Source organism: Rhodococcus sp. P1Y (assembly GCF_003641205.1).
Classification (GTDB): Bacteria; Actinomycetota; Actinomycetes; order Mycobacteriales; family Mycobacteriaceae; genus Rhodococcoides.
Genome location: NZ_CP032762.1, coordinates 3,605,341 through 3,620,089 on the forward strand (window position 1 = coordinate 3,605,341; position 14,749 = coordinate 3,620,089).

At 63.8% G+C, this 14,749-nt stretch carries 12 protein-coding genes; 8 read left to right on the forward strand and 4 right to left on the reverse strand.

Going from position 1 to position 14,749, the window contains the following annotated elements:
- Nucleotide 1 precedes the first annotated feature (1 nt).
- Both D8W71_RS16720 and D8W71_RS16725 read right to left on the reverse strand, forming a co-directional pair.
- Complete coding sequence (locus tag D8W71_RS16720) at nucleotides 2-1,120, reverse strand: lycopene cyclase family protein (RefSeq protein WP_121114909.1); 1,119 nt, start codon at nucleotides 1,118-1,120, stop codon at nucleotides 2-4.
- Entirely contained in the window at nucleotides 1,117-1,905 is a 789-nt protein-coding gene (locus tag D8W71_RS16725) for an SDR family oxidoreductase (RefSeq protein WP_121114911.1), read from the reverse strand. The genes D8W71_RS16720 and D8W71_RS16725 overlap by 4 nt, the downstream gene beginning before the upstream one ends.
- Before the next feature lie 171 nt (nucleotides 1,906-2,076).
- Between D8W71_RS16725 and D8W71_RS16730 the strand changes: the two genes are divergently transcribed.
- Together D8W71_RS16730 and D8W71_RS16735 are read left to right on the forward strand one after the other, a co-directional pair.
- Nucleotides 2,077-3,708, forward strand: coding sequence for an ABC-F family ATP-binding cassette domain-containing protein (locus D8W71_RS16730; RefSeq protein ID WP_121114913.1), 1,632 nt, complete (start codon nucleotides 2,077-2,079; stop codon nucleotides 3,706-3,708).
- A 115-nt stretch (nucleotides 3,709-3,823) separates the two neighbouring features.
- Nucleotides 3,824-4,093 carry a helix-turn-helix domain-containing protein gene (locus tag D8W71_RS16735; protein WP_236077465.1) on the forward strand — a complete coding sequence of 90 codons (270 nt, stop codon included), beginning with the start codon at nucleotides 3,824-3,826 and terminating at the stop codon, nucleotides 4,091-4,093.
- A 10-nt stretch (nucleotides 4,094-4,103) separates the two neighbouring features.
- On the opposite strand, the gene D8W71_RS16740 is transcribed toward D8W71_RS16735, so the two are convergent.
- Entirely contained in the window at nucleotides 4,104-4,679 is a 576-nt protein-coding gene (locus D8W71_RS16740) for a TetR/AcrR family transcriptional regulator (RefSeq protein WP_121114916.1), read from the reverse strand.
- A 114-nt stretch (nucleotides 4,680-4,793) separates the two neighbouring features.
- The gene (locus D8W71_RS16745; protein ID WP_121119379.1) at nucleotides 4,794-7,604 is read right to left on the reverse strand and encodes an aconitate hydratase; all 2,811 of its coding nucleotides are present in this window, start codon (nucleotides 7,602-7,604) and stop codon (nucleotides 4,794-4,796) included.
- Nucleotides 7,605-7,927: 323 nt separating this feature from the next.
- On the opposite strand from D8W71_RS16745, the gene D8W71_RS16750 reads away from it, so the two are divergent.
- The 6 genes from D8W71_RS16750 (at nucleotide 7,928) to fabG1 (ending at nucleotide 14,721) form a co-directional block, all read left to right on the forward strand.
- Entirely contained in the window at nucleotides 7,928-8,518 is a 591-nt protein-coding gene (locus D8W71_RS16750; protein WP_236077466.1) for an Rv1476 family membrane protein, read from the forward strand.
- 451 nt (nucleotides 8,519-8,969) lie between these two features.
- Entirely contained in the window at nucleotides 8,970-10,454 is a 1,485-nt protein-coding gene (locus D8W71_RS16755) for an NlpC/P60 family protein (protein ID WP_121119383.1), read from the forward strand.
- Between the two features lie 177 nt (nucleotides 10,455-10,631).
- A complete protein-coding gene (locus tag D8W71_RS16760; RefSeq protein ID WP_236077467.1) occupies nucleotides 10,632-11,975 on the forward strand; it encodes an AAA family ATPase in 1,344 nt (447 codons plus the stop codon).
- Entirely contained in the window at nucleotides 11,972-12,943 is a 972-nt protein-coding gene (locus D8W71_RS16765; protein ID WP_121114918.1) for a DUF58 domain-containing protein, read from the forward strand. Before D8W71_RS16760 ends, D8W71_RS16765 begins: the two co-directional genes overlap by 4 nt.
- Complete coding sequence (locus tag D8W71_RS16770) at nucleotides 12,940-13,932, forward strand: VWA domain-containing protein (RefSeq protein ID WP_121114920.1); 993 nt, start codon at nucleotides 12,940-12,942, stop codon at nucleotides 13,930-13,932. The genes D8W71_RS16765 and D8W71_RS16770 overlap by 4 nt, the downstream gene beginning before the upstream one ends.
- 66 nt (nucleotides 13,933-13,998) lie before the next feature.
- Complete coding sequence (gene fabG1, locus D8W71_RS16775) at nucleotides 13,999-14,721, forward strand: 3-oxoacyl-ACP reductase FabG1 (protein WP_121114922.1); 723 nt, start codon at nucleotides 13,999-14,001, stop codon at nucleotides 14,719-14,721.
- Nucleotides 14,722-14,749: the final 28 nt, after the last annotated feature.

Consider the following 14,749-nt stretch of genomic DNA (forward strand, 5'->3'; position numbering starts at 1 on the left):
TTCACCGCCCGATTACAGAACGCGCGATGGCGAGTCGGGCCGAGGTGGGGAGTGTGGGGAACATGCGTGTCATGGCAAGTGCGGTACCCAGCGCGTCGGAGCGACCGGACAGATACGCCTTCTGAGCCGCAACAGGTAGGTCGAAGAAGCTTGCGAAGAATTGCGGCACCAACGCCGGATCGAGACCGAGTGCGGTCCTCAATCCGAGGTTTCGGAGCCGCTGCACAGTCCACGCCGACAGCGTCCCGATCTTCTTTCCACGTCGGACGGCGTCGACCATGTCGTCTGCCGATGCGAGTGACGCCGCGACGCTGTAGCCGGTGGCAGGATGCATCATCGACGATCGTGCACCGAAGCGCTCGACACGGCCGTCTCCTCGTTCGCGACGAGGTGGCTGTACGGGGAACCGAACACGTTCGACCGTCTCGTTCCCGGACAACGTCAGTCCTCGACCTGCAAGTCGAGTGTGCAGCCGTTGTCGCAGCTCCCGGTACTCGAGAGCCGGGGTACCGACGAGGCATGTCTCCTCGAGGAGAATGTCCTGGTGCCCGAGGGCGACCGCATACAGAAAGCTCGGCGTGTCCGAGGAATCGGCGCCGTTGTCCGGACGCCAGTCCATGAACCAGGCCCCAGCGCCTTCGAGCAACGGTTCGGCAATGGTCCTCGCAACGACCACGCCGAAGGCGGTTTGCTCGGCGAGCCCATCGATTCCTGCCGTTCCGCGTGCGTCGACGACCGCGCGTGCCAGAACCCGCGTCCCGTCGACGAGTGCCACCTCGGACGACGTCACCGACTGTGCTGTGGCAGTGAGTGTTCGGGCAGCTGAGATGTCGAGCGCGCGCTGTAGTTCGGAGGTGTCCAGGACGCAGTACGAACGGGCTATCGACTGACGTCTCGTGGTGAACACGGCCGGGTTCTCGGTGACGGACCCGATGACCGATGTCGGCAGCCACGCAGGCAATTCGTCGAGCCACGACGAGTAGGTAGGGGTCCACCGGCGGTGCGGGTGTGGGTCGACAGCAATGACGTCCACACCCGCAGCGCAGGCGCGATTCGTGAGCGCGCGCCCCGCCGGACCGAGACCGACGACGACGAGGTCCGCGAACAGAGTCGGGTTCACAGCCCGCCGGTTGCCAGGAGGCCTCCGTCGACGCGAATGGTTTCACCGGTGATCCAGGACGACTCGTCCGACACCAGGAAGCCGACGAGACTCGCAACGTCCTCCGGCGTCCCGAGTCGCTTCATCGGATAAACCGATGCGGCCTTCTCCTCGCCTTCGGCGACCAGCGCTTCGGCGAACTTGGTCTTCACAACGCCCGGCGCAACTGCGTTGACTCGGATCGACGGGCCGAGCTGCCAGGCGAGTTCCTCGGTCAGCCGGATCAGTGCTGCCTTGGACGCTCCGTACGCGGCAATGACACCGGTCGAACGCAGCCCTGCAACGCTGGCAAGGTTGACGACAGCGCCGCCGTGCTCGCCCATCCACGCGTGAAATGCTTCCTGCACGAACCCGAGCGTGGCGACCACGTTGGTATCGAAAATTTTCTTGACTCCGTCGAGGTCGGCGTCCATGAGAGATCCGTACACGGGGTTGATGCCGGTGTTGTTCACGAGGATGTCGAGGGACCCGAACTTCTCCACTGTCTGCGCCACCGCGTCCCGACGGGAGTCGCCGTCACCCGCATTGCCGGCGACGGCCAGGACTTCTGCGCCCTCGCCGGCACCGGCGAGAAGATCGCGAACCGCCTCCGCGAGAGGTTCCGGTTTGCGGGCAGTGATGGTTACGCGTGCGCCCCTGGCGAGAAGTTCGGCGGCGATTGCCTTCCCGATTCCTCGGCTGGCGCCTGTGACCAGAGCAACTCGTCCGGTCAGGTTCTTGTTCGGTTCGGTGTTCGCAGCGGTCATGGGCGAGACGTTACCGGTGTCACTGTCGAGTGTGTCCGAAGCACACCGTCGGAGGGGCTAAAATGAGTGGTTGCTCGGGTCGGAAGTCGACCGTCTCTCTTCTCTGGTGTATTGCCAGCGTCTCGGCCGACACAAGTTCTGCACCTCACCCGCAATCGCTAGGAGCTTCGTGTGATCACCGCCACCGACTTGGAAGTTCGTGCCGGTGTCCGCACGTTGCTCTCGGCGCCAGGGCCTGCCCTCCGTATTCAGGGAGGTGACCGCATCGGCCTGGTCGGTCGAAACGGCGCAGGAAAGACGACAACGCTGCGCATTCTCGCGGGCGAGGGCGAACCGTACGCGGGTGCGGTAGTGCGGACCGGTGACCTGGGGTACCTGCCGCAGGATCCGAAGGAGGGCGACCTCGACGTTCTTGCAAAGAACCGGGTGTTGTCGGCTCGGGGTCTGGACACCCTTCTGAGCCAGATGGAGAAACAGCAGGCGCTCATGGCCGAGGTAGCCGACGAGAATCGGCTCGACCGCGCTGTGCGCAAGTACGGCGAACTCGAGGAACGCTTCGCCTCCCTCGGTGGATACGAAGCCGAGAGCGAAGCGGCTCGTATCTCCAACAGCCTCGGACTGCCGGATCGCATTCTGGGTCAAGCCCTGCGCACACTGTCCGGTGGTCAGAGGCGACGTGTCGAGCTCGCCCGCATCTTGTTTGCGGCGTCGGACGGCAGCGGCGGCCGCTCGAACACGACCTTGTTGCTCGACGAGCCGACCAACCACCTCGACGCCGACTCGATCACCTGGCTTCGCGGTTTCCTGCAGAACCACGAAGGCGGACTCGTCGTGATCAGCCACGATGTGGAATTGCTGGGAGACGTCGTCAACCGTGTCTGGTTTCTCGACGCGGTGCGCGGTGAGGCAGACATCTACAACATGAACTGGAAGAAGTACCTCGACGCGCGTGCGACCGACGAACAGCGCCGGCGTCGTGAACGCGCGAACGCAGAAAAGAAGGCAGGCGCGCTGCGCGTCCAGGCCGCCAAGATGGGCGCCAAGGCAACGAAAGCCGTCGCGGCACAGAACATGGCGAAGCGCGCCGACAAGTTGCTTGCCAACCTCGACGCCGAACGGGTGTCCGACAAGGTCGCTCATATTCGCTTTCCCGAGCCTGCGCCCTGCGGCAAGACGCCGCTCATGGCGAAGAACCTCACCAAGATGTACGGATCTCTCGAAATTTTCGCGGGTGTCGATCTGGCGATCGACAGGGGCAGCCGGGTGGTGGTGCTTGGACTCAACGGTGCGGGAAAGACGACATTGCTACGCATTCTGGCTGGCACCGAGAAAGCCGACACCGGTGACATCGAACCAGGCCACGGAATGCGCGTCGGGTACTTCGCGCAGGAACACGACACTCTCGACGACAACGCGTCGGTGTGGGACAACATCAGACACGCCGCTCCGGACACCGGAGAGCAGGAACTCCGGTCGCTGTTGGGAGCGTTCATGTTCACCGGACCCCAGCTGGAGCAGCCCGCCGGGACACTGTCCGGAGGCGAGAAGACCCGTCTCGCCCTGGCTGGCTTGGTGTCCTCGGCGGCAAACGTACTGCTGCTCGACGAACCGACCAACAACCTCGATCCAATTTCCCGCGAGCAGGTTCTCGACGCTCTCCGAAGCTACAAGGGCGCCGTCGTTCTCGTCACGCACGATCCGGGTGCAGCAGAAGCACTTTCACCCGAGCGGGTCATTCTTCTTCCCGATGGCACCGAGGACCATTGGTCTCAGGACTACCTCGAATTGATTCAGCTCGCGTAATCGCCCTCGGTGAGGCGCCGTGGGATTCGGCTGTTCGCTCGTGGCACCGTAGCGCGTCATCTACCCTGGACAGGCGGGGGGAATTCGGTGAGTGCGGCGCTGACTGGAGGAACCCATGGCGCGTGCGAGGGATGGATCGAAGGGCGTCGCGGCGGGTCGAGCGCGGGGTTCGGCGTATGCGAAAGGTGCTCGAATTACGGGAGATTCGCGCGATCGTTTGCAGACGACACTGCGCGAGCAGTACGAGGCAGGCGCCAGCATCCGGTCTCTCGCCGACCGGACCGGCCGATCGTACGGGTTCGTGCACAAGGTGCTCGCGGAGTCCGGCACGGTGTTGCGATCGCGCGGCGGACCGAATCGTAAGAAAGTGACCGCGACGACCTGACGTCGCTGTCCTATCCCGACGAATCCGGTTTCCGCACCGACTCCTCCACAAGATCGAGAACAGCCGACAGGTTGTGGCCGCCCTGACCCGAAGCGATGCGCGCGACGACGCCGTCGAGAATGAGATCGAGGTACTCGACCATCACTTCCTGCGCTACGTCGTCGCGGAGTCGGCCCGCCGTCTTCTGACGGTCCAGCCGCGCAGCTGTGGCGTCGGTCAATTCGGCGGACTGTTCCGACCAGCTCTTTCTGAAATCCGGGTCGGTGCGCAGTCTTCTCGCGATTTCCAGCCTGGTACCGAGCCACTCGAAGCGGTCCGGTTCTTCGAGCATGTCCCGCATCACCTGAACGAGGCCCTGATTCGCGGCGACCTCGGCCATGCGGCGGGCATCTTCCTTCGCGAGGGCAAGGAACAGGCCGTCCTTGTCCTTGAAGTGATGAAAGATCGCCCCGCGAGAGAGTCCTGTCGACTCCTCGAGCCGGCGAACTGTCGCGCCTTCGTACCCGTACTCTCCGAAGCACTTTCGCGCGCCGTCGAGGATTTCACTCCGCCTCGCGGCCAACTGGTCTTCACTGACCTTGGGCACTGATGCCGTACCTACTCTCAGGAGAGTCCTCGAACGGCGATGGGCCCGGAAGGCACTCGGCTTCCGGGCCCATCGCCGCCAACGAGAAGATCACAACATTGGACGTGGAGCTGATCAGCCCCGAATCATGTTGCGGAGAACGTACTGCAAGATGCCACCGTTGCGGTAGTAGTCCGCTTCACCTGGGGTGTCGATACGAACCACGGCGTCGAACTCGACCTTGGTGCCATCGGTCTTGGTTGCCGTGACCGCCATCGTCTTCGGGGTCGTACCTTCGTTGAGCTTTTCGATACCGACGATATCGAAGGTCTCGGTTCCGTCGAGCTTCAGCGACTTCGCACTCTCGCCCACCGGGAACTGAAGGGGGACGACGCCCATGCCGATGAGGTTGGAGCGGTGGATGCGCTCGAACGACTCGGTGATGACGGCCTTGACGCCCAGAAGCGACGTGCCCTTGGCGGCCCAGTCACGCGAGGACCCCGACCCGTACTCCTTGCCACCGATGACAACGAGCGGGATGCCCGCTTCCTGGTAGTTCTGTGACGCGTCGTAGATGAAGGACTGCGGTCCACCGTCCTGGGTGAAGTCGCGGGTGTAGCCACCGGAGACGTCGTCCAGAAGCTGGTTCTTGAGGCGGATGTTCGCGAAGGTTCCGCGAATCATGACCTCGTGGTTACCGCGACGCGAGCCGAGCGAGTTGTAGTCCTTGCGCTCGACGCCGTGGCTGTCCAGGTACTGAGCAGCAGGCGTTCCCGCCTTGATCGGACCAGCAGGGCTGATGTGGTCGGTGGTGACCGAATCGCCGAGGAGTGCGAGAACTCGGGCGCCCTTGATGTCGGAGACAGGTGCCGGATCCATCGTCATGCCATCGAAGTACGGAGGCTTCCGTACGTAGGTGGACTTCGGATCCCACTCGAACGTGTCGCCCTCTGGAGTGGAGAGGTTCTGCCAACGGTGGTCGCCGGCGAAAATCGTCTCGTAGGACTTGCTGAACATGTCACGGCTGATCGAGGACTGGATGGTCTCCTCGATCTCCTGCGAGGACGGCCAGATGTCCTTCAGGTACACGGGGTTGCCCTCGTGGTCCTCGCCGAGCGAATCCGTCTCGAAGTCGAAGTCCATCGTTCCCGCGAGGCCGTAAGCGATGACCAGAGGCGGCGAAGCCAGGTAGTTCATCTTGACATCGGGGGAGATACGGCCTTCGAAGTTGCGGTTGCCGGACAGGACGGCAGTGACCGAGAGGTCGTTGTCGTTGATTGCCTTGGAGATCGGTTCCAGCAACGGTCCGGTGTTGCCGATACACGTCGTGCAGCCGTAGCCGCCGAGGTAGTAGCCGAGCTTCTCGAGGTACGGCCACAGGCCGGCTTTCTCGTAGTAGTCGGTGACGACCTGCGAGCCCGGCGCCATGTTCGTCTTGACCCACGGCTTGGTGGACAGACCCTTGTCGACGGCGTTGCGGGCCAACAGTGCAGCACCGAGCATTACCGACGGGTTCGAGGTGTTGGTGCAGGACGTAATACCCGCGACGACAACAGCACCGTGGTCGAGGATGAACTCGCCGGCCTCGTCGGTGATGACGCGAACGGGCTTGCTCGGTCGGCCTTCGGAACCGTAGGCCGCCGAACGAACGTCGACTGCATCGTCTTCGGCGAAGCTCAGCGATGCGGGATCGCTGGCCGGGAACGACTCGTTGAGGGCCTCGTCGAGTTTGCTGTCACCCTCGTGCGCCGGGTGGTTCTCCTCGACGTAGTTGTGGATGTCCTTGCGGAACGCAATCTTGGACTCCGACAGCAGAATTCGGTCCTGCGGACGCTTCGGTCCGGCGATGGACGGAACGACAGTGTTGAGATCGAGTTCGATGTACTCGGAGTACACGGCCTCGTTCTCGGGATCGTGCCACATGCCCTGTTCCTTGGCATACGCCTCGACGAGAGCGAGCTGCTCGTCGCTGCGGCCGGTGAGACGCAGGTAGTTGATCGTTTCTTCGTCGATCGGGAAGATTGCGGCAGTGGATCCGAACTCGGGGCTCATGTTTCCGAGGGTTGCCCGGTTCGCGAGCGGAACCTCGGCGACGCCCTTGCCGTAGAACTCGACGAACTTGCCGACGACGCCGTGCTTACGCAGCATCTCGGTTGCAGTCAGAACCACGTCGGTGGCCGTGACGCCCGGCTGGATCTCGCCGGAGAGCTTGAAGCCGACAACGCGGGGGATGAGCATGGAGACGGGCTGGCCCAGCATGGCTGCCTCGGCCTCGATGCCGCCGACGCCCCACCCGAGAACACCGAGGCCGTTGACCATCGTCGTGTGCGAGTCGGTGCCGACGCAGGTATCGGGGTAGGCCTGACCCTTACGAGTCATGACCGTCGGTGCCAGGTACTCGATGTTGACCTGGTGGACGATTCCCATGCCCGGAGGGACGACCTTGAAGTCGTCGAATGCGCCCTGGCCCCAGCGAAGGAACTGGTACCGCTCGCCGTTGCGCTCGTACTCGAGGTCGACGTTGCGCTCCAGCGCGTCCTCGCGTCCGAAGACGTCGAGGATGACCGAGTGGTCGATGACCATGTCGGCGGGGGAGAGCGGGTTCACCTTGTTCGGGTCACCACCGAGGGTTGTGACGGCCTCACGCATGGTGGCGAGGTCGACGACGCAGGGGACACCGGTGAAGTCCTGCATGATGACGCGGGCAGGGGTGAACTGAATTTCGATGCTCGGGTCGGCCGAGGGATCCCACGACGCGATCGAGCGGATGTGGTCGGCGGTGATGTTGGCACCGTCTTCGGTGCGAAGGAGGTTCTCCGCGAGGACCTTCAATGCATAGGGCAACTTCTCGGCTCCGGGCAGGGCCGAAAGTCGAAAGATCTCGTACGAGTTCTCTCCGACTTCGAGGGTGCCCTTTGCACCGAACGAATCATTACTGGCGGTCACTTCAGCTCCACTCGTCTTGAGGCACACCGCCGACAGGGCTGTGTCGACGGTTGAAGCGAGACGCATGTCGCAGGCACCGTGGGGCCGCGTAACTCACGTCTCGACGCCGAGTCTAACAGTACGCTTGTCCTGTTGAAACGAAGGGCAGCCTACATCTCTGCGGTTCTGCCCCGATGATCGATCTTCGTGCAGTTCGCGAACCTGCGCAATGCAGGGCATCCTCAGTCCGGCGCGAGCGGACGGTAAGTCGCGGATGCGACGGCGGGCTCATCACGTAGGGTTCGGGCCGATGAGACTGCCGCCGCTACTCGACTGGATTCTCCGTGACGCCTGAACCGATCCTGTCCATTTCCCCTCTCGGGGCCACGCTCCCCTTCAAGGCCGACGTACCGGCCGGCGTCGACGTCGACTCCATCGTGGCGGAGGTTGCGGCCGACGGCGTGAGCGCTCCGGCGTCGATCGAGGGCGACCTCCTTGCAACGGTCCAGCGAGCTCAGGAGAACGGCATCGACCTGGGCATCGTGGTGGTACCGGACAATCCACGCCACGACTCCCAGTTGCGCGACCTCGCAACCGCGGTAGGAGCCGAGGACGGCGGGACCGTGCTCGTGCTGAGTCCCGGTCAGGTCGGGTCGTTCAGCGACACGATCAGTCGAGTAACGCTCGAGGCAGGTCAGGACACGACGTATACCGGGAATCCTGTCGTGGCGGCGAACAACTTCGTGGACACACTGGTGGGGCCACAGGCTCCGTGGTCACTGATCACCGTTGTCCTGATCGTGATCGTCGCAGCGGGCGCGGCGGTCACAGCGGCCGCGAAGGTTCGTCGGCGAAACCGGGTGAAGGCCGTGGACTCCTCGGATGACGTCGACTCCTCGAACGACGCGAACGCTGCACCCGCCCCACGTACCTGACACGACGACGTACCTGACACGACGACGTACCTGACACGACGCCCGGCACCTTGCCCCTGGCCCTTCGGTCGGGGGCATTTTGACGTTCGGTCGAAAAAGTCCAAAAAACTGTTTTTGTGGAACGTCCCATTTCAGCGCGTTTTCGCAGGTCGAATTACATTTGTGTCGTTTGTGACTGGAGTTTCCTTAGGGTGCAAAGTGTCGTACGGTGCCATTGGCACTGCTGGGGAAGGAGTGTCGCAGAGGGCAGAGGTCTACGCGGGTTCGCTCGCGGGGTCTGTGCTTCGGGTGTGGCTGACGTGGTCGACACCTGAGTTGTCGCTGCGCGCTTTCTCCCTGCCCGGTGAACGTGACGGTGACATCCGATCCGAGGTGTCTCCGAATTCGTTCGTCCGGCGTCGAAACCCTCCACGGGAGGGCTTCGCGAGAGCCGGGACCGAGGGAGACATTTGTGAGGCGAGCATTTCGCGGCAGCAGCCGTAGCGCGTTCTCGGGCACGACGCGACTTCTGATCGCTGCTGGCGTGGTTGCAGCACTGCTCGGTGCTGCGACGGGTACCGCCTCTGCCGTTCCGCCGCCTCCGCCGAACCCGTCCGATTCCGACATCGCTGCGGCCGGATCACGCGTCGAGCAGCAACTTGGAGCCGTCGGCCAGCTCATCAATCAGGTCGCAGCGGCCAACCAGCAACTGGCACAACTCGACGCCGAGGTCGCGATAAAGCGGGAAGACGTGAACAAGGCGCTCGTCGATCTGCAGAACGCGCGCGACGCGGCCGACATCGCCGCACAGTTCGTAGTGACCGCTCAGCAGGCCCTCGCCGACGCCGGTACCCAAATCCAAGCTGCGCAACAGAAGTTCAACGAGTTCGCGGTCTCGAGTTACACACAGGGAAGCGGCGTCGCGTCCGTGTCTTCGTTCCTCGGGTCCAGCGGACCGGACGACGTCCTGGACAGGGCACAGGTCCTGAAGGTTCTCTCCACCAGCCAGAACGCCGTCCTCGACGGATTGCAGCGCGCGCGCACCGAGCAGGCGAACAAGGATTCGGCCGCCCGTGAGTCCAAGCAGCAAGCAGATGCAGCGTCGGCCGACGCCGAATCGAAGAAGGCCGATGCCGAGCAGGCGATCGAAACTGCTCGCGCAGCGCTCGACGCACAGGCTGCGCAGAAGGCAGAAATCGAAGGCCAGCGGGACTCGGCGCAGAGTCAACTGATCCTCGCGAGATCGGACGTCGCCGGCCTGGAAGGACAGCGCGACGCATACTCGGCGTGGGAGACCCAGAAGGCGGCCGAGGATGCGGCCATCGCCGCTGCTGCTGCGGCAGCGCGTGATGCCGCGGTACAGGCAGCCGCGCGGGTGGCAGCGAACCAGGCAGCGTCGGCAGCCGCCGCAGCCGCTGCAGCCGGCCAGCGATCTCACACGGACATCGACGACGACTCCAGTTCTGCGCCCACGACCACAACAACGCCGAAGAAGCCGAAGAGTTCGAGTCAGGCCAAGCCGTCGGTCACCGGCAGTGCCGCTGTCGAACTCGCGATCGATCGAGGAATGTCGCAACTCGGTGTCCCGTACTCGTGGGGAGGCGGAGACGAGAACGGTCCGACAAAGGGGATCCGTGACGGCGGCGTCGCAGACAGTTTCGGCGACTACAACAAGGTTGGGTTCGACTGCTCGGGTTTGATGATCTACGCGTTCGCCGGTCTCGGGATCTCGTTGCCGCACTACACCGGGTACCAGTACACCGCGGGCAAGCAGGTGCCGTCCTCCGACATGAAACGCGGTGACATGTTGTTCTACGGACCGAACGCGAGCCAGCACGTCGCGCTGTACCTGGGCGATGGAAAGATGCTCGAGGCTCCGCAGTCCGGCAGTGTGGTCAAGGTATCGCCGGTCCGCTACGACGGTATGACGCCGTACGCGGTTCGCATGGTGTCCTGACACGGGGGTTGGGCAGTCGACCGGGGACAACCGGTCGGTACGACTAGGCTCGCGGTCGGGTGTCGGTAGCCTCGGGAGGGACAGTCGGTGTTCGCAGCCCGTCACCTGGAATAGTTGGCGACGGACATGCAGGGACGTGCCCGGCGAAATGTGTCGAGTGAAAGCGGTGGATTCTTGGTGGCATCACGTGACGGCAGCGAACCGAACGGCGAAACGGGGAGCGGTTCGGGCCGAGCGGACGTAACCGGACTCGCCTCGGACGTGCAGATTCTCGAGAAGGCCGTCTACGAGGTCAAGCGAGTCATCGTCGGCCAGGATCGGCTGGTCGAACGCATCCTCGTCGGACTACTGGCCCGCGGGCACGTTCTCCTCGAAGGTGTTCCGGGCGTGGCCAAGACGCTCGCGGTCGAGACGTTCGCGAAGGTGGTGGGCGGATCGTTCTCGCGAGTCCAGTTCACTCCCGACCTGGTTCCGACGGACTTGATCGGAACTCGCATCTACCGGCAGGGACGTGAGGAATTCGACACCGAGCTCGGACCGGTCGTCGCAAACTTCGTACTGGCCGACGAGATCAACCGCGCGCCGGCGAAGGTCCAATCCGCGCTGCTGGAGGTCATGGCCGAGCGGCACGTGACGATCGGTGGCAAAACCTTCTCGATGCCTGACCCGTTCCTGGTGATGGCAACCCAGAACCCCATCGAGAACGAGGGTGTCTACCCGCTCCCCGAGGCGCAGCGAGACCGCTTTCTCTTCAAGATCGTCGTCGACTACCCGTCGGTCGAAGAAGAGCGAGAAATCGTCTACCGCATGGGAACCGCGGTGCCGGTGCCGAAGCAGATCCTCGACCCCGAGGAGCTCGTCCGCCTGCAGAAGGTGGCGAGCAGTGTGTTCGTGCATCACGCTCTCGTCGACTATGTCGTCCGCGTGATCGCAGCGACCCGGACACCGGAACAGCTCGGCCTGGACGACGTCGCCAGTTGGATCGCCTACGGCGCATCACCACGTGCGACGCTGGGCATCATCTCGGCCTCGCGCGCACTCGCTCTACTTCGCGGTCGTGATTACGTCGTACCGCAGGACGTGTTGGAAGTGATCCCGGACGTGCTTCGGCACCGCTTGGTCCTGTCGTACGACGCACTCGCAGATGAGGTCACTCCCGAGGACGTCATCACCAAGATCCTGCAGACCGTGGGACTGCCTCAGGTTGCACCGCAAGCAGTGGGCGGCGTTGCGAACCCAGCCGGTCCTGCCGCGCCGCAGCAGTTCCCGCAGCAACAATTCCCACCGCAGCAGCAGTTTCCACCGCAGCAGTTCGCGCAGCCGGGTCAGCAATTTGCACAGCCGGGTCAGAATGCGCAGCCGGGTCAGAATGCACAGCCGGGTCACCCCGTCCAACAGCCACCCGCGGGCCAGTTTCCCGGCAACGGTGGAACGGCAACGCAGGGGCAATACGAGCAACACGCTCCGTCTCTCGACAAGTCGACGACCCCCGAGTCGACCGCGGGTAGCCAGAAGCAGTGAGTGCGCGCCGACACGAGCCGAGGCCGCCGTCGTTCCGTGGCGGCGAAATCCGCGACCCCTCGCTTTCTGCTGCGCTGCGAACGCTCGAGCTGACGGTTCGACGCAGACTCGACGGTGTTCTACACGGTGACCACCTCGGGTTGATCCCCGGACCGGGATCCGAACCGGGGGACGCCAGGGAGTACCAACCGGGTGACGACGTGCGTCAGATGGACTGGTCCGTCACCGCTCGGACGACGCACCCGCACGTTCGGCAGTCCGTGGCCGATCGTGAGCTGGAGACGTGGATGGTGCTCGATTTGTCGGCGAGCCTCGATTTCGGCACCACAGGGTGCGAGAAGCGTGATCTGGCCGTTGCGGCAGCGGCAGCGATCACCCACCTGACCAGCGGCGGCGGTAACCGAATCGGTGCCGTCGTCGCGAACGGCGCCACGACGACCCGAATCCCGGCACGAGGGGGACAGGTGCACTCGCAGGCGATGTTGCGTGCCATTGCCACCACTCCCAGCGCGGCGGACGGTGTCCGCGGCGATTTGAAGGGGGCCATCGAAGCCTTGCGCAGGCCGCAGCGCAGACGCGGAATGGCCGTTGTCATCAGCGACTTTCTCGGCCCGATCGACTGGGAACGCTCACTGCGAGCGATCTCCGCGCGGCACGATGTGCTTGCCGTCGAGGTGGTCGACCCCCGTGACCTCGAGCTTCCCGACGTAGGAGATGTGGTGTTGCACGATCCCGAATCCGGGCGCACCCGAGAGTTCAGCACGACGCCGCAACTGCGAGCCGATTTCGCCGAGGCCGCGGCCGCGCACAGGTCGGATGTGGAGCGGGTGCTTCGACGGTGTGGCGCGCCCAGGCTCACCCTGCGTACGGATGGCGACTGGATCGCCGACGTGGTCAGATTCGTGTCCTCGCGCAGACACACCCTCGGATCGAGCGCGGTCAACACGGCACGGGCAGGCCGCCGGTGAGCCTGTCCGAGTTCACCGCCCCGTGGTGGTTGCTGTTCCTGCTGGTCGTCGCCGGGCTTGTTGCCGGGTACGTGGTGGTTCAGCGTCGGCGCCACAAGTACACCCTTCGCTTCTCCAACATGGAGTTGCTGGAGAAGGTCGCCCCGACCCGTCCCGGGTACTTCCGTCACGTACCCACCGCGCTTGTTCTCGTCGGCCTGTTGCTGCTGACCGTTGCGTTGGCAGGCCCCACATCCGACCAACGGGTGCCTCGCAACAGGGCGACCGTCATGCTTGTCATCGACGTATCTCTGTCCATGGAGGCAACCGACGTCGAGCCGTCTCGTCTCGCCGCAGCTCAGGAAGCAGGAAAGTCGTTCGCCGACGGTCTCACTCCTGGCATCAACCTCGGATTGGTGGCGTTCGCGGGCACGGCGTCCGTGCTCGTGTCGCCGACGGCGAATCGTGAAGCGACCAAAGCCGCGATCGACAAGCTTCAACTGAGTGAACGAACCGCCACCGGCGAGGCGATCTTCACGTCGCTGCAGTCGATCGACACACTCGGCGCGGTACTCGGCGGCGGCGACGCCGCGCCGCCTGCACGGATCGTGTTGCTGTCGGACGGTAAGCAGACTGTTCCCGAGAACCCGGACGATCCGCGTGGTGGCTACACCGCCGCGCGCGCCGCCGCCGAGAAGGACGTTCCGATCTCCACGATCTCCTTCGGTACGAGTTACGGCACCGTGGACATCGAGAGCGAATCGGGTAGTGAGCGCGTGCCTGTACCCGTCGACGATCCGTCGCTGCGCGAGATTGCCTCGCTGTCCGGTGGCAGTTTCTTCACAGCCTCGTCACTCGAGGAGCTGAGAGCGGTCTACGACACGCTCGAAGAACAGATCGGATTCGAGATCACCCGAGGTGACGCGAGCCGACCGTGGTTGATTCTCGGAGTTCTTTTCACCGCAACAGGATTGGGTTCCGCTTTGGTTCTTCGGCAAAGATTGCCCTGATTCGCTGGTATTACTCACCAGTAAGTTCCGCTTTGTCATTCCAGCACGAACAGATAGGTTGCAGGCATGTCCACACCCGACTTCATCGCACGATCGGTACTCGTCACCGGAGGTAACCGAGGCATCGGTCTGTCCATTGCCCAGCGTCTCGCAGCCGACGGGCACAAGGTCGCCGTCACCCACCGCGGGTCGGGCGTGCCCGAAGGTTTGTTCGGCGTCGTGTGCGACGTCACCGACTCCGAATCAGTAGACGCCGCATTCAAAGAGGTCGAGGAGAAGCAGGGACCCGTCGAGGTACTCGTCTCCAACGCAGGCATAACCGACGACACGCTGATCATGCGGATGAGCGAAGAGCAGTTCTCCAAAGTCATCGACGCAAACCTCACCGGCGCGTTCCGCGTTGCCAAGCGCGCGAGCCGGTCCATGCTGCGCGCTCGGTACGGTCGATTCATCTTCCTCGGATCGGCTGTCGGCCTGATGGGCACGCCCGGTCAGGCGAACTACGCAGCGTCCAAGGCAGGTGTCATCGGTCTTGCCCGGTCGCTGACCCGTGAACTCGGTTCGCGATCGATCACCGCGAACGTGGTCGCACCCGGATTCATCGACACCGAGATGACACAGGCGCTCGACGACAAGTACCAGGAGATGGCCATCAGCGCTATCCCGCTCTCCCGCAAGGGCACGACCGACGAGGTCGCAGGCGTGATCAGCTGGCTCGCTTCGCCGGATGCTTCGTACGTCTCCGGGGCTGTCATTCCCGTCGACGGTGGCCTCGGTATGGGTCACTGATCAGTTCGTACTCGAATACTCGTTGACA